Source organism: Streptomyces sp. DH-12 (genome assembly GCF_002899455.1).
Taxonomy (GTDB): Bacteria; Actinomycetota; Actinomycetes; order Streptomycetales; family Streptomycetaceae; genus Streptomyces.
Genome location: NZ_PPFB01000001.1, coordinates 2,398,712 through 2,421,172 on the forward strand (window position 1 = coordinate 2,398,712; position 22,461 = coordinate 2,421,172).

At 72.0% G+C, this 22,461-nt stretch carries 25 protein-coding genes and 2 tRNA genes; 7 read left to right on the forward strand and 20 right to left on the reverse strand.

Annotated features, from left to right (window positions below; translation table 11 throughout):
- Positions 1-19: 19 nt before the first annotated feature.
- From coaD to C1708_RS09560, 4 genes are all read right to left on the reverse strand, one after another.
- Positions 20-499, reverse strand: a complete 480-nt coding sequence (gene coaD / locus C1708_RS09545) for a pantetheine-phosphate adenylyltransferase (protein WP_106412255.1) — start codon at positions 497-499, stop codon at positions 20-22.
- Between the two features lie 26 nt (positions 500-525).
- A complete protein-coding gene (rsmD, locus tag C1708_RS09550; protein ID WP_106412256.1) occupies positions 526-1,113 on the reverse strand; it encodes a 16S rRNA (guanine(966)-N(2))-methyltransferase RsmD in 588 nt (195 codons plus the stop codon).
- A 77-nt stretch (positions 1,114-1,190) separates the two neighbouring features.
- Positions 1,191-3,392: an ATP-dependent DNA helicase RecG gene (recG, locus tag C1708_RS09555; RefSeq protein ID WP_106412257.1), complete on the reverse strand. Its 2,202-nt coding sequence runs from the start codon at positions 3,390-3,392 to the stop codon at positions 1,191-1,193.
- A gap of 73 nt (positions 3,393-3,465) precedes the next feature.
- Positions 3,466-5,175 carry a DAK2 domain-containing protein gene (locus C1708_RS09560; protein ID WP_106412258.1) on the reverse strand — a complete coding sequence of 570 codons (1,710 nt, stop codon included), beginning with the start codon at positions 5,173-5,175 and terminating at the stop codon, positions 3,466-3,468.
- Positions 5,176-5,439: 264 nt separating this feature from the next.
- Between C1708_RS09560 and rpmB the strand changes: the two genes are divergently transcribed.
- Positions 5,440-5,625, forward strand: coding sequence for a 50S ribosomal protein L28 (gene rpmB, locus C1708_RS09565; RefSeq protein ID WP_003993230.1), 186 nt, complete (start codon positions 5,440-5,442; stop codon positions 5,623-5,625).
- Positions 5,626-5,863: 238 nt separating this feature from the next.
- On the opposite strand, the gene thiD is transcribed toward rpmB, so the two are convergent.
- Both thiD and C1708_RS09575 read right to left on the reverse strand, forming a co-directional pair.
- On the reverse strand, positions 5,864-6,700 hold the full coding sequence (thiD, locus tag C1708_RS09570; RefSeq protein WP_106412259.1) for a bifunctional hydroxymethylpyrimidine kinase/phosphomethylpyrimidine kinase: 837 nt from the start codon (positions 6,698-6,700) through the stop codon (positions 5,864-5,866).
- Entirely contained in the window at positions 6,697-7,662 is a 966-nt protein-coding gene (locus C1708_RS09575; RefSeq protein WP_106412260.1) for a thiamine-phosphate kinase, read from the reverse strand. The genes thiD and C1708_RS09575 overlap by 4 nt, the downstream gene beginning before the upstream one ends.
- A 206-nt stretch (positions 7,663-7,868) precedes the next feature.
- On the opposite strand from C1708_RS09575, the gene C1708_RS09580 reads away from it, so the two are divergent.
- Both C1708_RS09580 and C1708_RS09585 read left to right on the forward strand, forming a co-directional pair.
- Positions 7,869-8,102: an Lrp/AsnC family transcriptional regulator gene (locus C1708_RS09580; RefSeq protein ID WP_004983019.1), complete on the forward strand. Its 234-nt coding sequence runs from the start codon at positions 7,869-7,871 to the stop codon at positions 8,100-8,102.
- A 20-nt stretch (positions 8,103-8,122) separates the two neighbouring features.
- Positions 8,123-8,623 carry a DUF3515 domain-containing protein gene (locus C1708_RS09585; protein WP_106416231.1) on the forward strand — a complete coding sequence of 167 codons (501 nt, stop codon included), beginning with the start codon at positions 8,123-8,125 and terminating at the stop codon, positions 8,621-8,623.
- A 46-nt stretch (positions 8,624-8,669) separates the two neighbouring features.
- Here C1708_RS09585 and C1708_RS09590 read toward each other — a convergent pair whose 3' ends face one another.
- From C1708_RS09590 to C1708_RS09600, 3 genes are all read right to left on the reverse strand, one after another.
- The gene (locus C1708_RS09590) at positions 8,670-9,827 is read right to left on the reverse strand and encodes a D-alanine--D-alanine ligase family protein (RefSeq protein WP_106412261.1); all 1,158 of its coding nucleotides are present in this window, start codon (positions 9,825-9,827) and stop codon (positions 8,670-8,672) included.
- Positions 9,828-9,909: 82 nt separating this feature from the next.
- Positions 9,910-10,920 (reverse strand): NAD(P)H-dependent glycerol-3-phosphate dehydrogenase, encoded by a 1,011-nt coding sequence (locus C1708_RS09595; RefSeq protein ID WP_106412262.1) that lies wholly within the window; start codon positions 10,918-10,920, stop codon positions 9,910-9,912.
- Entirely contained in the window at positions 10,917-11,741 is an 825-nt protein-coding gene (locus C1708_RS09600; RefSeq protein ID WP_106412263.1) for a lysophospholipid acyltransferase family protein, read from the reverse strand. Before C1708_RS09600 ends, C1708_RS09595 begins: the two co-directional genes overlap by 4 nt.
- A gap of 174 nt (positions 11,742-11,915) precedes the next feature.
- Here C1708_RS09600 and cofC point away from each other — a divergent pair, with 174 nt between their 5' ends.
- A complete protein-coding gene (gene cofC, locus C1708_RS09605) occupies positions 11,916-12,554 on the forward strand; it encodes a 2-phospho-L-lactate guanylyltransferase (protein WP_106412264.1) in 639 nt (212 codons plus the stop codon).
- A gap of 10 nt (positions 12,555-12,564) precedes the next feature.
- Positions 12,565-12,768 carry a hypothetical protein gene (locus C1708_RS09610; RefSeq protein ID WP_031024169.1) on the forward strand — a complete coding sequence of 68 codons (204 nt, stop codon included), beginning with the start codon at positions 12,565-12,567 and terminating at the stop codon, positions 12,766-12,768.
- Positions 12,769-12,870: 102 nt separating this feature from the next.
- On the opposite strand, the gene C1708_RS09615 is transcribed toward C1708_RS09610, so the two are convergent.
- The 4 genes from C1708_RS09615 to leuC all read right to left on the reverse strand — a co-directional run bounded on the left by C1708_RS09615 (position 12,871) and on the right by leuC (position 16,184).
- Positions 12,871-13,509 (reverse strand): HU family DNA-binding protein, encoded by a 639-nt coding sequence (locus C1708_RS09615; protein WP_106412265.1) that lies wholly within the window; start codon positions 13,507-13,509, stop codon positions 12,871-12,873.
- Between the two features lie 135 nt (positions 13,510-13,644).
- Positions 13,645-13,875, reverse strand: a complete 231-nt coding sequence (locus C1708_RS09620; RefSeq protein WP_106412266.1) for an SCO5555 family protein — start codon at positions 13,873-13,875, stop codon at positions 13,645-13,647.
- 278 nt (positions 13,876-14,153) lie between these two features.
- Positions 14,154-14,747, reverse strand: coding sequence for a 3-isopropylmalate dehydratase small subunit (gene leuD / locus C1708_RS09625; RefSeq protein WP_106412267.1), 594 nt, complete (start codon positions 14,745-14,747; stop codon positions 14,154-14,156).
- A gap of 6 nt (positions 14,748-14,753) precedes the next feature.
- Positions 14,754-16,184 carry a 3-isopropylmalate dehydratase large subunit gene (gene leuC / locus C1708_RS09630; protein WP_106412268.1) on the reverse strand — a complete coding sequence of 477 codons (1,431 nt, stop codon included), beginning with the start codon at positions 16,182-16,184 and terminating at the stop codon, positions 14,754-14,756.
- A gap of 193 nt (positions 16,185-16,377) precedes the next feature.
- Here leuC and ndgR point away from each other — a divergent pair, with 193 nt between their 5' ends.
- The gene (gene ndgR, locus C1708_RS09635) at positions 16,378-17,091 is read left to right on the forward strand and encodes an IclR family transcriptional regulator NdgR (protein ID WP_006130487.1); all 714 of its coding nucleotides are present in this window, start codon (positions 16,378-16,380) and stop codon (positions 17,089-17,091) included.
- 72 nt (positions 17,092-17,163) lie between these two features.
- On the opposite strand, the gene C1708_RS09640 is transcribed toward ndgR, so the two are convergent.
- Positions 17,164-17,724, reverse strand: coding sequence for a DUF4188 domain-containing protein (locus tag C1708_RS09640; RefSeq protein ID WP_106412269.1), 561 nt, complete (start codon positions 17,722-17,724; stop codon positions 17,164-17,166).
- Between the two features lie 87 nt (positions 17,725-17,811).
- On the opposite strand from C1708_RS09640, the gene C1708_RS09645 reads away from it, so the two are divergent.
- Positions 17,812-18,456, forward strand: coding sequence for a MerR family transcriptional regulator (locus tag C1708_RS09645; RefSeq protein ID WP_106412270.1), 645 nt, complete (start codon positions 17,812-17,814; stop codon positions 18,454-18,456).
- Positions 18,457-18,503: 47 nt separating this feature from the next.
- Here the strand turns inward: C1708_RS09645 and C1708_RS09650 are convergent.
- The 6 genes from C1708_RS09650 to C1708_RS33720 all read right to left on the reverse strand — a co-directional run bounded on the left by C1708_RS09650 (position 18,504) and on the right by C1708_RS33720 (position 22,204).
- A tRNA-Glu gene (locus C1708_RS09650) sits at positions 18,504-18,576 on the reverse strand.
- A 27-nt stretch (positions 18,577-18,603) separates the two neighbouring features.
- Positions 18,604-18,675: transfer RNA gene (locus C1708_RS09655), tRNA-Gln, on the reverse strand.
- A 91-nt stretch (positions 18,676-18,766) separates the two neighbouring features.
- Positions 18,767-19,498 carry an HAD family hydrolase gene (locus C1708_RS09660; RefSeq protein ID WP_106412271.1) on the reverse strand — a complete coding sequence of 244 codons (732 nt, stop codon included), beginning with the start codon at positions 19,496-19,498 and terminating at the stop codon, positions 18,767-18,769.
- A 97-nt stretch (positions 19,499-19,595) separates the two neighbouring features.
- Complete coding sequence (gltX, locus tag C1708_RS09665; RefSeq protein WP_403473643.1) at positions 19,596-21,071, reverse strand: glutamate--tRNA ligase; 1,476 nt, start codon at positions 21,069-21,071, stop codon at positions 19,596-19,598.
- Positions 21,064-21,849: a fumarylacetoacetate hydrolase family protein gene (locus tag C1708_RS09670; RefSeq protein WP_106412273.1), complete on the reverse strand. Its 786-nt coding sequence runs from the start codon at positions 21,847-21,849 to the stop codon at positions 21,064-21,066. The genes gltX and C1708_RS09670 overlap by 8 nt, the downstream gene beginning before the upstream one ends.
- Before the next feature lie 166 nt (positions 21,850-22,015).
- Complete coding sequence (locus tag C1708_RS33720; protein ID WP_133169060.1) at positions 22,016-22,204, reverse strand: hypothetical protein; 189 nt, start codon at positions 22,202-22,204, stop codon at positions 22,016-22,018.
- Positions 22,205-22,461: the final 257 nt, after the last annotated feature.

The window sequence follows — 22,461 nt, forward strand, 5'->3', positions numbered from 1 at the left end:
CCCCTCCGCCGGGGCCGGTTCAGTCCTTGCGCAGGCGTTCGGTGAGCGCCGTCAGGACCTCGGCGGGCACCAGGTGGGAGACGTCCCCGCCCCAGGCCGCGACCTCCTTGACGAGCGAGGAGGACAGGAAGCTGTAGGTGGGGTTGGTGGGGACGAAGAGGGTCTCCACGCCCGAGAGGCCGTTGTTCATCTGGGCCATCTGGAGCTCGTAGTCGAAGTCGCTGACCGCGCGCAGGCCCTTGACGATGGCGGGGATGTCGCGCTGCTTGCAGAAGTCGACGAGGAGGCCGTGGAAGGCCTCGACCCGGACGTTGCCGTACTCGGCGGTGACGCGGCGGATCAGGTCGATCCGCTCCTCGATCTCGAACAGGCCCTTCTTGGACTGGTTGATCATCACCGCGACGTAGACCTCGTCGTACAGCCGGGAGGCCCGGGCGATGATGTCGAGGTGTCCGTTGGTGATCGGGTCGAACGACCCGGGACATACGGCGCGGCGCACTGGTGATCCCTCGCTCTCCGGTCCGGTCATCGTGCGTCTTCGCACGTAGAGGCGGCGCGACCGTACCAAAACGTTCCCTCGCCGTAACGACGGGCCCGGATCGCCTCGAAACCCGACGGAAAGACGAATTCTCCGCCTCTGGTGCTGCGCTCCACGGTGACGACGGCCTCGCCGGCGAGCCACCCCTGGGAACGGAGTGTGAGCAGGATCTCCCGGAGATCGTCGTCGGAGACGGCATAGGGCGGGTCGAGGAAGACCACGTCGTACGGCTGCTCCGGGGGCCCGGTGCGGACGATCTGTTCCGCTCTGCCGGACCTCACCTCGGCGCCGGGGAGTCCGAGCGACTTCACGTTCTCCCGGACGGTGCGCGCGGCACGGGCGTCGGCCTCGACCAGCAGGACGTGTCCGGCGCCGCGGGACAGCGCCTCCAGGCCGACGGCGCCGGAGCCGGCGTACAGGTCGAGGACGCGTTCGCCGTCGAGAGGGCCGCCGAGCAGCGACTGCCAGGTGGAGAAGAGGCCTTCGCGCGCCCGGTCGGAGGTGGGTCGGGTGCCCTGCCCCGGCGGGACGGCCAGGCGGCGTCCGCCGGCCGCGCCGGCGATCACGCGGGTCATGTCCTCGGTCCTTGTCGGTGGGTGCGGGTCGGTTCGTGCGGGCCGGTCCGTGGGGGCCGGGGGCCGGTCCCAGTCTGTCAGCCCTTCTCCAGGTACTGCTCCCGCTCCTCGTCCAGCAGGGCGTCCAGCGCCGTGCGCAGGGCGGGCAGGCGCTCCAGGTCCGGGTCGGCGGCGACGACCCGGGTGGCCTCCTCGCGGGCCTCGGCGATGACCTCCTCGTCGTCGATGACGGCGAGCACGCGCAGGCTGGACCGGGTGCCGGACTGGGCCTGGCCGAGTACGTCGCCCTCGCGGCGCTGTTCGAGGTCGATGCGGGAGAGCTCGAAGCCGTCCAGGGTGGACGCGACGGCGTTCAGCCGCTGGCGGGCGGCGCTCGCCTCGGGCATCTCGGTGACCAGCAGGCACAGGCCGGAGGCCGAGCCGCGGCCCACACGGCCGCGGAGCTGGTGCAGCTGGGAGACGCCGAAGCGGTCGGCGTCCATGATCACCATCACGGTGGCGTTCGGCACGTTGACGCCGACCTCGATGACGGTGGTGGCCACCAGGACGTCGGCCTCGCCGGCGGCGAACCGGCGCATCACGGCGTCCTTGTCGTCGGGCTGCATCCTGCCGTGCAGGACCTCCACGCGCAGTCCGCCGAGCGGGCCCCGCGCGAGCTGCTCCGCGGTGTCCAGGACGGCGAGCGGGGGCCGCTTCTCCGCCTCGTCCTCGGCGGACTTCTTCTTCGCCTTCGCGCCGTCCTCCTCGTCGCCGATGCGCGGGCAGACCACGTACGCCTGGTGGCCCTTCTCGACCTCCTCGCGCACCCGCTCCCAGGCGCGGGCGAGGAAGTGCGGCTTGTCGGCGGCCGGGACGACATGGCTGGCGATGGGCGAGCGCCCGGCCGGGAGCTGGTCCAGGACGGAGGTCTCCAGGTCGCCGAAGACGGTCATGGCCACCGTGCGCGGGATGGGGGTGGCGGTCATGACGAGCAGGTGCGGCGGCTGCTTGCCCTTGCCGCGCAGGGCGTCGCGCTGCTCGACACCGAAGCGGTGCTGCTCGTCGACGACCACCAGGCCGAGGTCGTGGAACTGGACCTTGTCCTCGATCAGCGCGTGCGTGCCGATGACGATGCCGGCCTCGCCGGTGGCCAGGTCGAGCAGGGCCTGACGGCGCGCGGCGGCGCCCATGGAGCCGGTGAGCAGCACCACCTTGGTGGCGTCGTCCGCGCCGCCGAGCATGCCTCCCTCGGCCAGTTCCCCCATCATCTCGGTGACCGAGCGGTGGTGCTGCTGGGCGAGGACCTCGGTGGGCGCGAGCATCGCCGCCTGGCCGCCCGCGTCGACGACGGCGAGCATGGCCCGCAGGGCGACCATGGTCTTGCCGGAACCGACCTCGCCCTGGAGCAGGCGGTGCATGGGGTGGTCGGTGGCGAGGTCGGCGAAGATCTCCTCCGAGACCTTGCGCTGGCCCTCGGTGAGGGTGAAGGGGAGACGCTCGTCGAAGGCGGCGAGGATGCCGTCGGGCCTCGGGCGGCGGGGCACGGCCGGGAGCTGCGCGTCGGCGTACCGGCGGCGGGCGAGGGCGACCTGGAGGACGAACGCCTCGTCCCACTTGAGGCGGGCGCGGGCGTCCTCGATGTCGGCCTTGGTGTGCGGACGGTGGATCTTGAGCAGCGCCTCGGGGAGCGGGACCAGACCGCGGCCCTCGCGCAGCGGCTCGGGGAGCGGGTCGGCGGCCTCCTGGGCGCTGGGCAGCACGGTCTGCAGCGCCTTGGCGACCTTCCAGGACTCCAGCTTGGCGGTGGCCGGGTAGATGGGGATGAGCGCGCCCGCCCAGCTCTCCACCGTCTCCTCGGCGTCCCCGCGCAGCAGCTCGTAGGCCGGGTGGGCCAGTTGGAGGCGGCGGTTGAAGACGGAGACCTTGCCGGCGAACATCGCGCGGGTGCCCGGCAGGAGTTCCTTGTGCGGTTTGTGGACACCGGCGCCGAAGAAGACCAGTTGCAGCCGGCCGCTGCCGTCGGTGATCGTCACCTCGAGCCGCTGGCCCTTGCCGCGCGGGGCGCGGCTGGAGGCGAAGGTGTGCAGCCGGGCGTCGGCGACCTGCGCGACCACGGTGACGTGCTCGTCCATCGGCAGGTCGGCGAGGTGGGTGAGCTGGCCGCGCTCCTCGTACCGGCGCGGGTAGTGGTGCAGCAGGTCGCCGACGGTGCGCAGGCCGAGGTGCTCGGCCATCACCTTCGCGGTGGCGGGGCCGAGCACTTTCTTCAGTGGTTCGTCCAGTGCGGGCACGGGATCCATTGGACACCACTCCACTGACAGAGCGGGTACGGCGGGCCGCCCGGCCGGTCCGCGCCGGACCGGGTCGTTCGCGTCACTCGACGCCGATGAGCAGGACGGAGCCCTGCCGGCCGCCGTGGTAGACGACCGTGTCGACGGCCAGGTAGCCCTCGCGCACCCGGGCCTCGAGGCGTTCCGCGACGGACTCCGGGGCGCCGTCGCCGAGGACCAGGGTGACCAGTTCCCCGCCGGCCGCGAGCATGCGGTCCAGGACGGCCAGGGCGGTGTCGGTGAGGTCCTGGCCGATGACCGCCACGTCCCCGTCGACCAGGCCGAGGACGTCGCCGGCCTGGCAGATGCCGGCCATGGTCCAGGACTGCCGCTCGGCGACGGCGACCTCGGCGTAGCGGGTCGCGCCGGCCGCGGAGGTCATCGCCACCACGTCCTCGTCGAAGCGGCGCTCCGGCTCGTGCACCGCCAGCGCCGCGATGCCCTGCACCGCGGACCGGGTGGGGATGAGCGCCACCCGGACGCCCTCCGCCCGTACCTGCTCGGCGGCCGCGGCGGCGGTGTGGCGCAGCTCGGCGTCGTTGGGCAGCAGCACCACCTCGCGCGCGTGCGCGCGCCGTACCGCCTGGACGAGCTCGCCGCTGGCGGGCGGTTCGCCGGGCCGGGCGAGGACGGCCGTGGCCCCGGCCTCCGTGTAAAGGCCCGCCAGGCCCTCGCCGGGCACCACCGCCACCACGGCCCGCTGGACGCGCTCGGCGGGCGTCCGTTCGGCCCGCGGGGCGTGCGCGTCCCCGGCGCCGAAATGGGTGATCCGGATGCGGTACGGCCGTCCGGCCTCGACGCCCGCCTCCACGGCGGCGCCGGCGTCGTCGACGTGCACATGGACGTTCCACAGGCCGTCGCCGCCGACCACGACGAGGGAGTCGCCGAGGGCGTCGAGCCGCTTCCGCAGCCGCGCGACGGCCGCGTCCTCGGCCTCCAGCAGGTAGATCACCTCGAAGGCGGGGCCCCCGGGCTCCGGTACGGCCGCGGCGTCCGCGCAGGGGGCGGGGTTCCGGTGCGCCTCCTCGGCGGGCTCCACGCGCGCGTGCAGTCCGGGACCGCGTCCCGCGGCGCCGCGGGGCGTCTCCCCCGTGAGCGTCTCCACGAGCGCCCCCAGCACGGTCACCAGGCCGCGTCCGCCCGCGTCGACCACGCCCGCCCGCCGCAGGACGTCCAGCCGCTCCGGGGTCTCGGCGAGCGCCGCGCGGGCGCCCTCGTAGGCGGCGCGGGCCACCGCGGCGCAGTCGCCGCCGGCACCGCCGGCCGCCCCGCCCGCCGCGTCGGCGGCGGCCGAGGCGACGGTGAGGACCGTGCCCTCGACCGGGTGCGCCACCGCCTGCCGGGCGGAGTCGGCCGCGTGGCGCAGGGCGAGACCGAGGCCCCGCCCGTCGGCGTGCGCCGGGGCGTCGTCACCGGCCAGCACCTGGGCCATGCCGCGCAGCAGCTGGGCGAGGATCGTCCCGGAGTTCCCGCGCGCGCCGATCAGCGCGCCGTGCGCCATCGCCCGTACCGCGTCGGCCAGGGCGGGGGTGGGAGCGCCTCCGCCGCCGGCCTCGTGCCCGGCGAACACCGCCTCCACGGCCGTGGCCGCCGACTCCAGCGTCAGATAGAGATTGGTGCCGGTGTCGCCGTCCGCCACGGGATAGACGTTGATCGCGTCGATCTCCTCCCGGGCCCGTCCGAGCGCGTCGAGCGCCAGACCGCACCAGGCACGCACCGCGAGAGCATCGAACGTCTGCGGCACCTGCGGCACCTGTGCCTCCTCGAGCTGCTGGACGTGGCACGCAGCGTAGACGGTGGGCCCCCGCCTGCCGGAAGAGGGCGCGGGCCGGCCCGTGAGCGGGCATGCTAGTTTCGTCCTACGGGTGCAGCCGTTGTATGCTGCTCCGGTTGCCCGATCCGATCGGGCGTCTCCCCTGGCAACGCCACTCGGATCCGCGGGCTCTTCGAGCTCTGGATCTGGATCCCGGCCTGCCGGGATCAACCGTAAGTGCATCTGAAGTCTTTGGAGTGACCCGTGGCTGCCAACTGCGACGTCTGCGGCAAGGGGCCGGGCTTCGGCAACAACATCTCGCACTCGCACCGCCGTACGTCCCGTCGCTGGAACCCGAACATCCAGCGTGTGCGTACCGTGGTCGGCGGGACGCCGAAGCGCGTGAACGCCTGCACCTCGTGCATCAAGGCCGGCAAGGTCTCGCGCTGACGCAATCGCTGAGCGCGCGGCCACAGCCGGTATCGCCGCAACGAGCCGGTCCACCTCGGGGTGGACCGGCTTTTTGCTGCGCGCGGCGGGGTGACGGCCCGGGCGTCCTGCGCCCGCCGCCCCGCACCGGCGACCGGACCGCCGCCTCACCGAGCACCCCGCACGTCCGCCTCCGGCGACCGAGCCGCCGTCTCACCCGGCGCTCCGCGCATCCCTCTCCGGCGACCGGAGCGCCGCCTCACCCGGCGCCCGCCCCGCGCGCCCCGTTCTCCCCGCCCCGCAGCTCCCACCCATGGTCCACGGGCCCGATGCCCCCGCCCAGGGCGAAGCCCGAAGCCAGTGCTCCGGTGACGTAGGTCTTCGCCGCCGTCACCGCCTCCGGGACCGTACGGCCCTTGGCGAGTTCCGAGGCGATGGCGGAGGCCAGGGTGCAGCCCGTGCCGTGGGTGTGGCGGTTGTCGTACCTGGGGGCGCGCAGCCAGTGCTCCTCCGTGCCGTCCGTCAGGAGGTCGACGGCCTCCGGCGATGCGGCGGCGGAGAGGTGGCCGCCCTTGATCACCACCCAGCGCGGGCCGAACTCCAGCACCGCCGCGGCGGCCCGCCGCATGTCCCGCTCGGAGGCCACCCGCACGCCGGTGAGCTGCGCGACCTCGTCCAGGTTCGGGGTGGCCACGGTCGCCACCGGCAGCAGCTTCGTGCGGACGGAGTCCAGCGCCGACGCCGCCAGCAGCGCGTCGCCGTGCTTGGAGACGCCCACCGGGTCGACGACCGTCGGCGCGTCCGTGCCGGCGAGCAAGCCGGCGACGGTCTCCACGAGTTCGGCCGAGGACAGCATGCCGGTCTTGACCGCCTGCACGCCGATGTCGTCGACCACGCTGCGGTACTGGGCCCGTACCGCCTCCACCGGCAGTTCCCAGGCGCCCTGCACGCCCAGGGAGTTCTGCGCGGTCACCGCGGTGAGCACGCTCATCCCGTGCACGCCGAGCGCCAGCATCGTCTTCAGGTCGGCCTGGACGCCCGCTCCCCCGCCGGAGTCGGAGCCGGCCACCGTGAGCACCCGGGGCGGCGCGCTCATGACTCGATGTCCCCGAAGTGGTCCCAGCCGCCCTGGCTGGTCCAGGGCGCCCCGTCCACGGTCACCTGCGGCAGCGCGGACGGGTTGAGCACCTCGCCGATGACCTTCCAGCGGGCGGGCAGCTTCACGTCCGGCGGGAAGGTCGCCACGATCGCGTGGTCCTCGCCCCCGGTCAGCACCCACTGCATGGGGTCGACGCCGACGGCCTGGCCGATGTCGTGCATCTGCGAGGGGATGTCGATCGTGCCGGAGCGGATGTCGATGCGGACCTTGCTGGCCTCGGCGATGTGCCCGAGGTCGGCGATCAGGCCGTCGCTGACGTCGCACATGGCGGTCGCGCCGAGACCGGCGGCGGCCGGGCCCGCGTGGTACGGCGGCTCGGGGCGCCGGTGCGCCTCGACGAAGGCGCGCGGGGAGCGGAAACCGCGGGAGAGCACCGCGTGCCCGGCCGCGGACCAGCCGAGCCAGCCGGTCACCGCGACGATGTCGCCGGGCTGCGCCCCGCCCCGGGTGACGGGCTCCTGGTTGCGCAGGTCGCCGAGCGCGGTGATGGACACCGTGATGGTGTCGCCGCGGACGACGTCCCCGCCGACGACCGCCGCGCCGGCCACCTGGCACTCGTCGCGCAGCCCGTCCATGAGCTCGCTGGGCCAGGTCACCGGCAGTTCGGCGGGCACGACCAGGCCGAGCAGCAGCGCGGTCGGCACGGCGCCCATGGCGGCGATGTCGGCGAGGTTCTGGGCGGCGGCCTTGCGGCCGACGTCGTAGGCCGTGGACCAGTCGCGGCGGAAGTGGCGGCCCTCCACCAGGACATCGGTGCTGGCCACGACCCGCCGGTCGGGCGCGGAGACCACGGCGGCGTCGTCGCCGGGGCCGACCCGGACCGCCGGGGTGGTGGTGAGACGGGAGGTGAGCTCCCTGATGAGCCCGAACTCCCCGAGCTCACCAACAGTGCCCTTCATTTCCCTTTCGCCCCTTCTATCCCTGTCCGTGCCCGGTCGCGGGTCGTCCGAGTCCTCGCTACGGTCGAACTGACCGTCCATGTCCGCCGTGCCTGTACCCCGGCGCGCACGGCCCGGTTCCCGCAGGTCTCCCCGCGACGAGCGGCGACGCGGTACCGTGGCGTTCCTTTTCCCCACATGATCCTCGTGGCCGCCCTGGAGGTTCCGTGGTACAGGCGTACATCCTGATTCAGACGGAGGTCGGCAAGGCGTCGACCGTCGCCGATCTGATCGGCAAGATCCCTGGAGTCGTCCAGGCCGAGGACGTGACGGGTCCGTACGACGTCATCGTGCGCGCCCAGGCCGACACCGTCGACGACCTGGGACGCATGGTGGTCGCCAAGGTCCAGCAGGTGGACGGCATCACCCGCACCCTGACCTGTCCGGTGGTGCATCTGTAGCCCCCGTCTACCCTGTGCCGGTGAACTCCTTCCGCCACCGGCACGCCGTTTGCTCCGCTCTCGCGGTGCTGATCACCGTCGCGGGCTGCTCCTCGGCAGACGACAACGTGTCCGCGGCGGTTCCCAGCCCGGACGCGAAGGTCACCGGGCTGTGTCAGGACCTGGACCAGGTCCTGCCGGCGACGGTGGACGGTGAGAGCCGCGACGACCCCGAACCCGCGTCCGAACTGACCGCGGGCTGGGGCGGCGTGGCGATCATACTGCGGTGCGGTGTGGAGCGGCCGCCGAAGATGACCGATCCCAAGGTGGCCAACGGCCAGGACGCCGACGCGGTACCCGGGGGTGTGAACGGCGTCGACTGGCTGATGGAGAGGCAGGAGGACGGCGTCCAGCGCTTCACCACCGCCAACCGCGAGGCGTACGTCGAGGTCAGGGTGGTCGACGGGCGGGACAGCACGGGCGTGCTGATCGATCTGGCCCCGGCCGTGAAGAAGGCGATCCCCGAGGGGATCGCCTCCTGACCCGCGTGCGGAACCGGGCTGAGCCGACCCGTGTGCGGAACCGGGCTCAGCGCAGCCCGGTGGACCGGCGCAGCGCCGCCTGGATCAGCAGGTCGACGAGTTCCCGGTAGCTCACGCCGGTCGCCTGCCACATCTGCGGGTACATCGAGATGGGCGTGAAGCCGGGCATGGTGTTGATCTCGTTGATCACGAACTCGCCGTCCTCGGTGAGGAAGAAGTCCGCGCGGACCAGCCCCTCGCAGGAGGCCGCGTCGAACGCCTCGACCGCGAGCCGGCGCACCTCGGCCGTCTCCTCGTCGGTCAGCGGCGCGGGCACGATGCCGGGCGTGGAGTCGATGTACTTCGCCTCGAAGTCGTAGTACGCGTGCGCGTCCGGCGGCGGGATCTCGGCGGGCAGCGAGGCGCGCGGCCCGTCCGTGAACTCCAGCACGCCGCACTCGATCTCACGGCCGCGCAGCGCCGCCTCGACGAGGATCTTCGGGTCGTGGCGCCGGGCCTCGGCAATGGCCTCGTCCAGGCCGGAGAGGTCGTCGACCTTGGTGATGCCGATGGACGAGCCGGCGCGGGCGGGCTTCACGAACAGCGGCCAGCCGTGGTCGCCGGCGAAGTCCACGATCCGCCTGCGGGCCGCCGCCTCGTCCTGCGCCCACTCGCGCGGCCGGATCACCAGGTACGGGCCGACCGTGAGCCCGAAGGAGGTGAACACCCGCTTCATGTACTCCTTGTCCTGGCCGACGGCCGAGGACAGCACACCGGAGCCCACGTAGGGGATGCCGGAAAGTTCGAGCAGGCCCTGGAGCGTGCCGTCCTCCCCGTAGGGGCCGTGCAGCACCGGGAAGACCACGTCGACCTCACCGAGCGCCTTGGGCACCGATCCCGGCTCGCTGTACACGACTTCGCGGTCGGCGGGGTCGACGGGGAGCACCACCGCGCCCTCCGTGGACTCGGCCAGCTGGTCGACGCTGGGCGTGCGGCGCTCGGCGATCGCCATGCGTTCCGGTTCGTCGGCGGTGAGCGCCCACCGGCCGTCCTGGGTGATGCCGATCGGCAGGACGTCGTACCTGGTCCGGTCGATGGCCTTGAGGACGGCGCCGGCGGTGACCACGGAGATCCCGTGCTCGGAGCTGCGCCCGCCGAACACGACGGCCACACGCGGCTTGCGCGACGGCGAGTCGGGGCTCTGGGGGAGGTTCTCGGTGCTCATATCGCGACGAGCGTACCCGTTGCCGGAGCCGGGACACAGCGCCCGCAACGCCGTGCGTGGGCCGAACGGAGGGGGCCGTCGCTCAGCGTCGTTCGGGCTTCGCGCTGCGCGACATCAGGTCCTTGAGAGCCACCTGCGGGGGCTTGCCCTCGTGCACGATCTCCACGACCGTCTCGGTGAGCGGCATGTCGACGCCGTGCCGGCGGGCCAGGTCCAGCACCGACTCGCAGGACTTGACGCCCTCGGCGGTCTGCTTGGTGACCGCGATGGTCTCCTGCAGGGTCAGCCCCTTGCCGAGGTTGGTGCCGAAGGTGTGGTTGCGGGACAGCGGCGAGGAGCAGGTGGCCACCAGGTCGCCCAGGCCCGCGAGTCCGGAGAAGGTCAGCGGGTCCGCGCCGAGCGCGACGCCGAGCCGGGTGGTCTCGGCGAGGCCGCGGGTGATGAGCGAGCCCTTGGTGTTGTCGCCGAGGCCCATGCCGTCCGCGATGCCGACGGCCAGGCCGATGACGTTCTTCACCGCGCCGCCCAGCTCGCAGCCGATGACGTCGGTGTTGGTGTACGGCCGGAAGTACGGGGTGTGGCAGGCGGTCTGGAGCCGCCGGGCGACCTCTTCGTCGGTGCAGGCGACCACGGCGGCGGCCGGCATCCGGGCGGCGATCTCCCGGGCCAGGTTGGGGCCGGTCACCACGGCGATCCGCTCGCGGCCGACCTTGGCGACGTCGTCGATGACCTCGCTCATCCGCATCGCGGAGCCGAGTTCGACGCCCTTCATCAGGGAGACCAGCACCGTGCGGGGCGCGAGCAGGTCGGTCCACTGGGCGAGGTTGCCGCGGAGCGTCTGCGAGGGCACCGCGAGGACGGTGAAGTCCGCGCCGCGCGCGGCCTCGGCGGCGTCCGAGGTGGCCCGCACGTTCTCGGGGAGTTCCACCCCGGGCAGGTAGTCGGGGTTGGTGCGGGTGGAGTTGACCGCCTCGGCGAGTTCGGGGCGCCGTCCCCACAGCACGACGTCGCAGCCCGCGTCGGCGAGGACCATGCCGAAGGCCGTCCCCCACGATCCGGTGCCGAAGACGGCCGCCTTGACCGGCTTGCTCACGTGCCCAGCCCCTCTTCGCGTACTTCCCGCACGGCGGTCCGCTCGCCCCGTGCGCCGTCCTGCCGGGCGTCCCGGTCCCGCCGCCGCTGCGCGTGCGTCCTGCGGCGCTGTTCCATCCGCTCCTCGCGCGGGTCGTAGGGCGTCTCGGGGGCCTTCTCGCCGCGCAACACCTCGAGCTGGCGGGTGACGGCCGCCATGATCGTCTCGGTCGCCTCCTTGAGCAGCTCCGGGGTCATCTCCCGGTCGTAGAAGCGCGAGAGGTCGACCGGGGGGCCGGCCAGCACCCTGCTGGTCTTGCGCGGGAACAGCCGCGGCTTCCTGGCGTACGGCGGCAGCAGTTCGTTGGCGCCCCACTGGGCGACCGGGATCACCGGGCACTTGGTCTGCAGGGCGACGCGCGCGGCGCCGGTCTTGCCGGTCATCGGCCAGCCGTCCGGGTCCCGGGTGAGGGTGCCCTCGGGATAGAAGGCGACGCACTCGCCGCGCTCGACGGCGTCGATCGCGGCGCGGAAGGCGCTCAGCGCGTCCGTGCTCTCGCGGTACACGGGGATCTGCCCGGTGCCGCGCATCGCGGCGCCGACGAATCCCTTGCTGAAAAGCCCGCTCTTCGCGAGGAATCGCGGAACACGGCCGGTGTTGTACTGGAAGTGCGCGTAGGCCAGAGGATCGATGTGCGAATTGTGGTTCACCGCGGTGATGAATCCGCCCTCGGCCGGAATGTTCTCCATTCCGCGCCAGTCCCGCTTGAGCAGTACCACCAGCGGCGGTTTGCAGAGCACCGCGGCGAAGCGGTACCAGAAGCCGATTCTGCGGCGCGGCACAAGTACACCTTCCTCTTACGGACGACAGGCCCAGGTCCCGGCCCCCTCAGGCCGGGCGGGCCGCACAAGTGTCGCCCCGGGCCGCCGGTCTGTCGAGAACACCGTACGCCCGCTCCCCCGGCCGTCGGCCGCCCCGGGTGACAATGACCGTGACAAGAGAGGGACGCAACACTCGTGCAGTGGACCTTGGTGGTACCCCTGAAGCCCCTGCCGCAGGCCAAGAGCAGGCTCGCGGACACCGCGGACGACGGTCTGCGGCCGGGTCTGGCGCTCGCGTTCGCCCAGGACACGGTGGCGGCCGCGCTCGACTGCCCGGCGGTGCGGGATGTGGTGGTCGTCACCGACGACACGCTGGCCGCCCGGGAGCTGGCCGCGCTGGGCGCCGGGACCGTGCCCGACCTGCCGCGGGCCGGGCTCAACGCCGCGCTCACCCACGCCGCGGCGGTGGTGGGCGCCGCCCGCCGCGCGGCCTCGGTGGCGGCCCTGAACGCGGATCTGCCGGCGCTGCGCCCGGCGGAACTGGCCCGGGTCCTGGACGCGGCGGCGGAATTCCCCCGGTCCTTTCTCGCGGATTCCGCGGGGCTCGGCACGACGCTGCTCGCCGCGAGCCGGGGCCGGGAACTGCGTCCGCACTTCGGCGCCGGTTCCCGCGCCCTGCACCGGGCGTCCGGCGCGGTGGAGCTGACGCTCGACGCGGTGGACTCCGTACGGCAGGACGTGGACACGGGCGGCGATCTGCGGGCGGCGCTGGCGCTGGGCGTCGGTCCCCGCACGGCCGCGGCCGCCGCGCGGCTGCCCGCCGGGCGGCAGTAGGCTGCCGCACATGCAGGCCACCGCGTACACCTACGACCCCGACAGCCGCAGCGGTCAGGTGCTGCTGGACGACGGCACCCCGGTCCCCTTCGACGCCGCGGCGTTCGACGCGGGCGGCCTGCGGCTGCTGCGTCCCGGGCAGCGGGTGCGGCTGGAGACGGAGGGCGAGGGCGCGTCCCTGCGGATCACGCTGGTGACGCTGCAGACCTTCTGACCGCGTCCGTGAGCGGCCTCGGACACACCGCGGGCCGGACTCCCGGGGGAGTCCGGCCCGACGCGTGAGTACCGCTTGCCCGAAGGGGGGACCAGGCGTCCGCTACTTCTTGCGGGTGGTGGTCTTCTTGGCGGTGGTCTTGCGCGCGGTCGACTTCTTGGCGGGGGCCTTCTTGGCCGTCGCCTTCTTCGCCGGGGCCTTCTTCGCCGTGGTCTTCTTCGCGGCGGTGCTCTTGGCCGCGGCCGTCGACGTGGCGGGGGCCTTCTTCGCCGTGGTCTTGGTCGCCGTCGTCTTGGCGGGAGCCTTCTTGGCGGCGGTGGTCTTCTTCGCGGCGGTCTTCTTGGCGGTGGCCTTCTTGGCGGTGGTCTTCTTCGCCGCGGCCTTCTTCACCGTCGCCGAAGCGCCGCCGCTGAGGCTGCCCTTGGGAGCCTTCTTCACAGCGACCTCACCGCCGCGCGGCAGCTTCTTCGAGCCGCTGACCAGGTCCTTGAAGCCCTGACCTGCGCGGAAGCGCGGGACGGAGGTCTTCTTGACCCGAACCCGCTCACCCGTCTGAGGGTTGCGGGCGTAGCGGGCCGGGCGGTCGACCTTCTCGAACGAACCGAAGCCGGTGACCGAGACCCGCTCCCCCGCGACGACCGCGCGGACGATGGCGTCCAGTACGTGGTCGACGGCGTCGGCGGCCTGCTGGCGGCCGCCCACCTTGTCGGCAATCGCTTCTACGAGCTGCGCCTTGTTCACGTCTTCCCCTTCGGAGACATCGCCAGAACGAATGTGTTCAAGCTTTTCGCACGTTAGGCAGATATATACCGCAAATCAAACACGAAACGGGCTAATCACCCTTGTGCCGCAACGGACTCGGTTGTCTCGACTGGCTCAGCGTTCCTCTTCGGGGATTCGCCCCGCGTCGAGGTCCGCGATGAACCGCTCCAGACGCCTTGCCGCACCGGCGAGATCGTGCTTGGCCGCGGCCGTAATGACCAGCAGCTTCCGGGTCAGCGCCATCCGTACGCCCTCCGGGACTTGCAGTGCGCGCACCCTCGAGTGCGCTTCCTTGAGCCGGACCGCGACCGCCGTATAGAGCTGGAGTTGGCCGTCGTGTTCCATGCACAGATTGTGCCATCTGGGGCGAGTTGTCGCCTGCGCAGGGGGCAACTGCCGCGCCGGACGGCCGTCCGCACACACCCGGAGCTCACGGGCACGTGACACGTGTACCCCGGCAACCACCTTCTTAACGTGGCAAGTTGGCGGCTCTCAAGAGGGCACGCGGAGCCGAACGGGTACGAAGACGCCCGTACCCCCGATCGGACCGATCGGGGGTACGGGCGGGGTGTCGCGGTGGCCGAAAGTCGACCTCTGCCGAGGACTTCGACCGCGCGAGGGGGTCAGGCCGTGAGCGTCCGCGGCTTGAACGACGGGCGCTTCGCCTCGTACGCGGCGATGTCCGCCTCGTTCCGCAGCGTGATGGAGATGTCGTCGAGGCCGTTCAGCAACCGCCAGCGGGAGTTCTCGTCCAGCTCGAAGGAGGCGGTGACGCCCTCGGCGCGCACCTCGCGGGCCTCGAGGTCGACGGTGATCTCGGCGGTGGGGTCGGCCTCGGTGAGCTCCCACAGCCGGTCGACGGTCTTCTGGTCGAGGACGACCGTCAGCAGGCCGTTCTTCAGCGAGTTGCCGCGGAAGATGTCGGCGAAGCGGGCGGAGATCACGGCCTTGAAGCCGTAGTTCTGCAGCGCCCAGACGGCGTGCTCGCGGGAGGAGCCGGTGCCGAAGTCGGGGCCGGCCACCAGAACCGTCGCGCCCTGCCGCTCGGGGCGGTTGAGCACGAACTCGGGGTCCTTGCGCCAGGCCTCGAACAGCCCGTCCTCGAACCCGTCCCGCGTGACCTTCTTGAGCCAGTGGGCGGGGATGATCTGGTCGGTGTCGACGTTGCTGCGGCGCAGCGGGACGGCCCGGCCGGTGTGGGTGGTGAATGCTTCCATGACTGATCAGACTCCAGCGGGCGTGCGGTCGTCGGCGGCGGCGAGGTCGGCCGGGGAGGCCAGGTGGCCGAGGACCGCGGTGGCCGCGGCGACCTGCGGGGACACCAGGTGCGTCCGGCCGCCCTTGCCCTGCCGGCCCTCGAAGTTGCGGTTGGAGGTGGAGGCGGAGCGCTCACCGGGGGCGAGCTGGTCGGGGTTCATGCCCAGGCACATCGAGCAGCCCGCGTGCCGCCACTCGGCGCCGGCCTCCTTGAAGATCACGTCAAGGCCCTCGGAGACGGCCTGCAGACCCACCCGCGCGGAGCCGGGGACGACCAGCATCCGTACGCCGTCGGCGACTTTGCGGCCCTGGAGGATGTCCGCGGCGGCGCGCAGGTCCTCGATGCGGCCGTTGGTGCAGGAACCTACGAAGACGGTGTCCACCTCGATGGAGCGCAGCGGCTGTCCGGCCTCCAGTCCCATGTACTCCAGGGCCTTTTCGGCGGCGAGCCGCTCCGAGGCGTCCTCGTACGAAGCCGGGTCGGGGACCGACGCCGAAAGCGGGACGCCCTGGCCCGGGTTGGTGCCCCAGGTGACGAAGGGCGACAGCTCGGAGGCCTCGATGACGACCTCGGCGTCGAACTCGGCGTCGTCGTCGGACTTCAGCGTCTTCCAGTAGGCGACGGCCGCGTCCCAGTCCTCGCCCTTCGGGGCGTGCGGACGGCCCTCGAGGTACGCGAAGGTCGTCTCGTCGGGGGCGATCATGCCCGCGCGGGCGCCGGCCTCGATCGACATGTTGCAGATGGTCATCCGGGCCTCCATCGAGAGCTTCTCGATGGCCTCGCCGCGGTACTCCAGGACGTAGCCCTGGCCGCCGCCCGTGCCGATCCTCGCGATGATCGCCAGGATCAGGTCCTTGGCCGTGACGCCCTCGGGCAGCTCGCCGTTGACCGTGATGGCCATGGTCTTGGGGCGGGTCATCGGCAGCGTCTGGGTCGCCAGGACGTGCTCCACCTGGGAGGTGCCGATGCCGAAGGCCAGTCCGCCGAAGGCGCCGTGGGTGGAGGTGTGCGAGTCGCCGCACACCACCGTCATGCCGGGCTGGGTCAGGCCCAGCTGCGGGCCGACGACGTGCACCACGCCCTGCTCGACGTCGCCCAGCGGGTGCAGCCGGACGCCGAACTCCGCGCAGTTCTTGCGCAGCGTCTCCAGCTGGACCCGGGAGACCGGGTCGGCGATGGGCTTGTCGATGTCGAGGGTGGGGGTGTTGTGGTCCTCGGTCGCGATGGTGAGGTCGAGACGGCGCACCCGGCGGCCGTTCTTGCGGAGGCCGTCGAAGGCCTGGGGGCTGGTCACCTCGTGCAGCAGGTGCAGATCGATGAAGAGGAGGTCGGGCTCGCCCTCGGCGCGCCGGACGACGTGGTCGTCCCAGACCTTCTCCGCGAGTGTCCTACCCATCGCTTTCCCTCCGGCCGGCACGTTGCCCTCCGGCCCAACTAGAGATCTGTGAGACGGCGCCCGCGCCCCTGACACCGGGCGTCCGCCGTCAGGCCCGGTGGTCCACGGGCCGCGTTGCTTCGTGCTTCAAGAGTGGCGGGTTCCACGGAAAATTGAACTTGCGTTTCACAGAGTGAGACGCGAGTATCGTTGCATGGACAACAGTAGCGGCGTCGGCGTTCTGGACAAGGCAGCACTCGTCCTGAGCGCTCTGGAGTCCGGCCCGGCCACCCTCGCGGGACTGGTCGGTGCCACCGGACTGGCACGACCCACGGCCCACCGCCTGGCCGTGGCGCTGGAGCACCACCGCATGGTGGCGCGTGACATGCAGGGGCGGTTCATCCTCGGCCCGCGCCTGGCCGAACTGGCCGCGGCCGCGGGCGAGGACCGGCTGCTCGCCACCGCGGGCCCGGTGCTGACCCACCTGCGCGACGTGACGGGCGAGAGCGCCCAGCTCTACCGCCGCCAGGGCGACATGCGCATCTGCGTCGCCGCGGCGGAGCGTCTGTCCGGACTGCGGGACACGGTACCGGTGGGCTCCACGCTCACCATGAAAGCAGGCTCGTCGGCGCAGATCCTCATGGCCTGGGAGGAGCCCGAGCGGCTGCACCGCGGCTTGCAGGGCGCCCGGTTCACGGCGACGGCCCTCTCCGGCGTACGGCGCCGCGGCTGGGCGCAGTCGATCGGCGAGCGCGAGCCCGGTGTGGCGTCCGTCTCGGCCCCGGTGCGCGGCCCGTCGAACCGTGTGGTGGCCGCCGTCTCGGTCTCCGGCCCCATCGAGCGCCTGACCCGGCACCCGGGCCGGATGCACGCCCAGGCCGTCATCGACGCCGCCGCCCGCCTCTCCGAGGCGCTCCGCCGCTCCTGAGCGTCCCCCCGCCCACGACAACGTCCACGGGGGACGGGTCCGCCCCAACGCCGCGGCGGACCCTCCCCCGTCTCACGCGCCGTCGGCCACCGCCGACGGCGCGGTCCTCTCCGTCACGTCCGCCGTCGCCGGCTTCTCCGGCCGGTACGCGAACCGGTCCTCGGCACGCCGGCCGCGCTTCTCCAGCGGTGTCCGTCCGTGCGCGGCCGCGAGTCCGAACGCCGGCATGTCGACGTAGACCGCCTCGTAGTTGCCCTGCGGCACCACGTACGTCTCGTGCCAGATCCCGACGTGGCCGCGCGCCTTGCCCTCCCGCTCCTTGCGGTTGAGAGACGTCCACGCGCTGTGGTGGACCGTGCCCGGGGCGTGCGCGTAGGCGTAGAGCTTCTCCTTGGACTCCCAGTACTGGACGACGTAGTACGTCCGCGGCGAGGCCGTGAGGAGGAGGTGCTTGAGCAGTCCGCTCCCGGGGCGCCTGCCGAGTTCGCGCAGCATGCGCCGCATGGAGACCAGGACGGGCAGCCAGTGGTGCACCGCCCGGAAGCGGTTGATCCGCATGCCGATCAGCAGGACGACGACGTCGCCCTCCGCCGCCGCGGTGGTGCGCTCGGCGACCGTGAACCTGCGCCGCATGTCTCACTCCCGGATCCATAGGGTGGGCTGGACGAGTTCCCCGGGGAACTCTTGGATAGTCTTGCTATCCCATGAAAGGCGCAAGAGGTGCGGCTGGCTGAACTGAGCGAACGCAGCGGTGTGTCCACCGCGACGATCAAGTACTACCTGCGGGAAGGCCTGCTGCCGCCCGGCCGCCGCGTCAACGCGACCACGGCGGAGTACGGCGAGGAGCACCTGCGGCGGCTGCGACTGGTGCGCGCGCTGATCCAGGTGGGAGGCGTCCCGGTGGCCAAGGCCCGTGAGGTGCTGAGCCACATCGACGACGAGTCCCTCGGCCGCACGATCCGCCTCGGCGCGGCCCTGTGGGCGCTGCCGCAGGATCCGGAGCCGGACGAGGAGGACCCGGACGTGGTGGCGGCCCGCGCGGAGGTGGACCGGCTGCTGGAGTCGCTGGGCTGGGAGACCTCGCGGGAGATGGCCTCCCTCTCCCCCGTGCACCGCTCGCTGGTGGTGGCGGTGGCCACACTGCGGCGGCTCGGTTATCCATGGGACGCCGAGTTGATGGCGCCGTACGCCCGGCTGATGCACCAGGTGGCGTCCCGGCAGCTCGACTACATGGAGACGTACGACACGCTCAAGGAACAGGTGGAGGTGGCCGTGGCGTCGGCGGTGCTGTTCGAGCCGGTGCTGCGCGCCCTGCACCGGCTGGCGCAGGAGGAGGAGTCGGCGCGGCGGTACGGCATCGAGTGACCGACAGCACGAAAGCCCCCCACCGAGGTGGGGGGCTTTCGCCGGTGTACCCCCGACCGGATTCGAACCGGCGCTACCGCCTTGAGAGGGCGGCGTGCTAGGCCGCTACACAACGGGGGCGTGGATCATGCGTTTCCACAGATCCTGCTGGTCTACCTGGACTCGAACCAAGACTAACTGAACCAGAATCAGTCGTGCTGCCAATTACACCATAGGCCACTGGAACGCAAGCCCCGGAGGGGTTCTCGTTCTAGTTCTGCGCTTCGGGGCTCCGGCCTTCCGGCCCGCTCCCCGCGGCGCAGGAAGAACATTACCCGAAGGAGGTCGGGGCTCCAAAACGAGTATCGCCGCGCAGCAGCGAGGGCAGTTCGGCGAGGGACGCGATCCGCCGCGGACCCTCGGGCGGTTCCAGGGTCGCGCGGGCGTCGGCGCGGTCGATCCACACCGAGAGCAGCCCGGCCTCGGCGGCGCCCCGGCCGTCGATCTCCGGGTGGTCCCCGACGTACGCGACCTGGTCCGGAGGCAGCGCGAGGGCCTGGCAGGCGGCCAGGAAGGCGCCGGGATGCGGCTTGGACACGCCCAGCTCGGCGGCGCACAGGACGGCCTCGAAGCGGTCGTGCACGCCCAGCACGCGCAGCTTGCGGTCCTGCACGTGCAGGCTGGAGTTGGAGAGCACGGCGTGCCGGTGGCTGCCGGCGAGGGCGTCCAGCACGGGCAGCACGTCCGGGAACAGGCTCCAGGCGGACTCGTAGTGGACCAGGTAGCGGTCGAACCAGGCGTCCGCCTCCGCGTCGGTCAGCTCGCGGCCCAGGAAGACCCGGGTGCGGTCGCGGCGCTGGGTCTCGAAGTCCACCTCGCCGGCGGCGAACCGCGCCCACTGCAGGTCGGTGATCTCCCGCCAGCGCGCCAGCGCCTCCTCCACGGAGCCGTACCCGGCGAGCAGCCCCTCGACGGCCAGGTGGGCGCGCATGCCCTCCCGGTCGGCGGTGGTGTAGTCGAACAGCGTGTCGTCGACGTCCCAGACCACGGCGCGGATGTCCATGGCACCGACGGTACCGGGACCCGCGCGGGGGCGCCGGGGAACGCCGAGGGGCGGCTCCCGGACGTGTCCGGGAGCCGCCCCTGCACGGCGGGTGAGGTCAGCCGGCGAGCCTCGCCAGGGCCGCGTCGATGCGGGCCAGGGACTTCTCCTTGCCCAGGACCTCCAGCGACTCGAAGAGCGGCAGGCCGACGGTGCGGCCGGTGACCGCGACGCGGACCGGGGCCTGGGCCTTGCCGAGCTTGAGGCCGTGGGCCTCGCCGGCGGCCAGGACGGCCTCCTTCAGCGCCTCGGCGGAGGTCCAGTCGGCGGCCTCCAGGTTCTCCCGGGCGGTGCGCAGCAGGGCGTCGGAGCCCTCCTTCATCGCCTTGTTCCAGGACGCCTCGTCGAAGACCGGCTCCGGCAGGAACAGGAAGTCGACGTTGTCGGTGATCTCGGAGAGGACCTTGAGGCGGGTCTGCGCGTGCGGGGCGACGGCCTGCCACTTGGCCTCGTCGAAGGCCTCCGGCGCCCAGGGGGCGTGCGGGGCGCGCAGCCAGGGGCGGCAGCGCTCCGCGAAGTCCTCCGCGTCGAGCATGCGGATGTGGTCGGCGTTGATCGCCTCGCACTTCTTGAGGTCGAAGCGCGCCGGGTTGGGGTTGACGTCGGAGACGTCGAAGGCGGCGACCATCTCGTCGATCGTGAAGACGTCCTGGTCGGCGGAGAGCGACCAGCCGAGCAGCGACAGGTAGTTGAGCAGGCCCTCGGGCAGGAAGCCGCGCTCGCGGTAGAGGTTGAGCGAGGACTGCGGGTCGCGCTTGGAGAGCTTCTTGTTGCCCTCGCCCATCACGTACGGCAGGTGGCCGAAGGCGGGGATCTCCTTGGCGACGCCCAGCTCGATCAGCGCCTTGTACAGCGCGATCTGGCGCGGGGTGGAGGACAGCAGGTCCTCGCCGCGCAGGACGTGGGTGATCTCCATCAGGGCGTCGTCGACCGGGTTGACCAGCGTGTAGAGCGGGGCGCCGTTGGCGCGCACGATGCCGTAGTCCGGCACGTTCTCCGGCAGGTAGGTGATCTCGCCCCGGACCAGGTCGGTGAAGGTGATCGGCTCGTCGGGCATCCGGAAGCGGACGATCGGCTCGCGGCCCTGGGCCTGGTACTGCTCGACCTGCGCGGGCGTGAGCTCGCGGCAGTGGCCGTCGTAGCCGGACGGCTTGCCGGCGGCGCGGGCGGCCTCGCGGCGGGCGTCCAGCTCCTCCTGGGAGCAGTAGCAGTGGTAGGCGTGGCCGCCGTCGAGCAGCTTGCGCGCGACGTCCCGGTAGATGTCCATGCGCTGCGACTGGCGGTACGGCGCGTGCGGGCCGCCGATCTCGGGGCCCTCGTCCCAGTCGAAGCCCAGCCAGCGCATGGAGTCCAGCAGCTGGTCGTAGGACTCCTCGGAGTCGCGGGCCGCGTCGGTGTCCTCGATGCGGAAGACCAGGGTGCCGCCGTGGCGCTTGGCGAACGCCCAGTTGAACAGGGCGGTGCGGACCAGGCCCACGTGCGGGTTACCGGTGGGCGAGGGGCAGAAACGGACGCGTACAGGTGCGCTAGCCACGCTTGACAACCTTGTTGGTGAGAGTGCCGATGCCTTCGATGGTGACGGCGACCTCGTCGCCGACGTGCAGGGGGCCGACCCCGGCCGGGGTGCCCGTGAGGATGACGTCGCCCGGGAGCAGGGTCATGGCCTCGGAGATGTTGACGATCAGGTCCTCGATGGAGTGGATCATCTCGCTGGTGCGGCCGAGCTGGCGCTGGTCCCCGTTGACCGTGAGCTGGATCGTCAGGTCGTGCGCGGCGGCGATGTCGAGGTCCGTCTCCACCCAGGGGCCGAGCGGGCAGGAGGTGTCGAAGCCCTTGGCCCGCGCCCACTGCTTCTCGCGCTTCTGGACGTCGCGCGCGGTGACGTCGTTGGCGCAGGTGTAGCCGAAGATCACGTCCTTGACGCGCTCGCGCGGGACCTCGCGGCAGAGCCGGCCGATGACCACGGCGAGCTCGGCCTCGTGGTGCACCTCCTGGGAGAAGGAGGGGTACTGGATCTCGTCGCCGGGGCCGACGACCGAGGTGGCGGGCTTGAAGAAGGCGAAGGGGGCGTCGGGCACCTCGTTGCCCATCTCCTTCGCGTGGTCCGCGTAGTTGCGCCCGAAGGCCACCACCTTGTTGGGGAGCACCGGGGGCAGCAGCCTGACCTTGCTCACCGGGACCTTGGTGCCGGAGAGCTCGAAGTCCGAGAACGGGATGCCCTTGATGATGTCCAGGACGAGCTCGTCCTGCTTCTCGCCCTCGACCGCGCCGAAGGCGACGTTCCCGTCGATGGAGAATCTGGCGATGCGCACGGGATGCTGGTCCCCTTGACTGAAGCGGCTGGAGTCTGACGCCCCAGGCTAACGCGCAGGGGTCCGGCCCCGGCGCACCGACGAGGGGCGCCCCGCGGTGGGGCGCCCCTCGTGGGTGCTCGGCGCGCTTTGAACGTTCTTCGGACGCCGCGCGTACGAACCGGTGTCAGTCCGCGGCGCCGGCCGCGACCGGGATCTCCATGAGGACGGTGCGCCTGGGGTTGGCCGTCTGGGCCGGAAGTTCGACGGGGTGCTCCTGCTGCACCGGCTTCTGCAGGTCGCCGGCACCGTCGAGGTGCGCGAGCGTCGTGCGCCGCGGGTTGGCGATCTTGTGGAACATCGTCGTCGTCTTCACTGTTTACTTGACCCTGTCCTGTGCACGGGCGCCCGGAGGCTCGGGAAGATCCTCACGCGGGCGCGGGTTGTCGGTTCTGCCGTCCCTGTAAAGCGTCAGGCTAAACAGTCGATTCCCGACGGCCCGGGGCGGGGAGTCGTGATCAGGGTGTGAGTTTGCTCACGAAGTGCATGGCAATCCGGACATTCCGTACGCGCGCACCGGCGACCGGAATCGGACATTGAGCCCCTGAAGCCACCATTCCGCTCCTGATCATG

Bases quoted from the DNA above. Each gene is read 5' to 3' on its own strand.
- recG (WP_106412257.1), bottom strand. From the start codon at position 3,392: ATGGATCCCGTGCCCGCACTGGACGAACCACTGAAGAAAGTGCTCGGC.
- leuC (WP_106412268.1), bottom strand. From the start codon at position 16,184: ATGGGTAGGACACTCGCGGAGAAGGTCTGGGACGACCACGTCGTCCGG.
- C1708_RS09575 (WP_106412260.1), bottom strand. From the start codon at position 7,662: ATGAAGGGCACTGTTGGTGAGCTCGGGGAGTTCGGGCTCATCAGGGAG.
- thiD (WP_106412259.1), bottom strand. From the start codon at position 6,700: ATGAGCGCGCCGCCCCGGGTGCTCACGGTGGCCGGCTCCGACTCCGGC.
- ndgR (WP_006130487.1), top strand. From the start codon at position 16,378: ATGGACAACAGTAGCGGCGTCGGCGTTCTGGACAAGGCAGCACTCGTC.
- C1708_RS09610 (WP_031024169.1), top strand. From the start codon at position 12,565: ATGCAGGCCACCGCGTACACCTACGACCCCGACAGCCGCAGCGGTCAG.
- C1708_RS09590 (WP_106412261.1), bottom strand. From the start codon at position 9,827: ATGAGCACCGAGAACCTCCCCCAGAGCCCCGACTCGCCGTCGCGCAAG.
- C1708_RS09620 (WP_106412266.1), bottom strand. From the start codon at position 13,875: ATGGAACACGACGGCCAACTCCAGCTCTATACGGCGGTCGCGGTCCGG.
- rsmD (WP_106412256.1), bottom strand. From the start codon at position 1,113: ATGACCCGCGTGATCGCCGGCGCGGCCGGCGGACGCCGCCTGGCCGTC.
- C1708_RS09660 (WP_106412271.1), bottom strand. From the start codon at position 19,498: ATGGACATCCGCGCCGTGGTCTGGGACGTCGACGACACGCTGTTCGAC.
- leuD (WP_106412267.1), bottom strand. From the start codon at position 14,747: ATGGAAGCATTCACCACCCACACCGGCCGGGCCGTCCCGCTGCGCCGC.
- C1708_RS09640 (WP_106412269.1), bottom strand. From the start codon at position 17,724: ATGCGGCGCAGGTTCACGGTCGCCGAGCGCACCACCGCGGCGGCGGAG.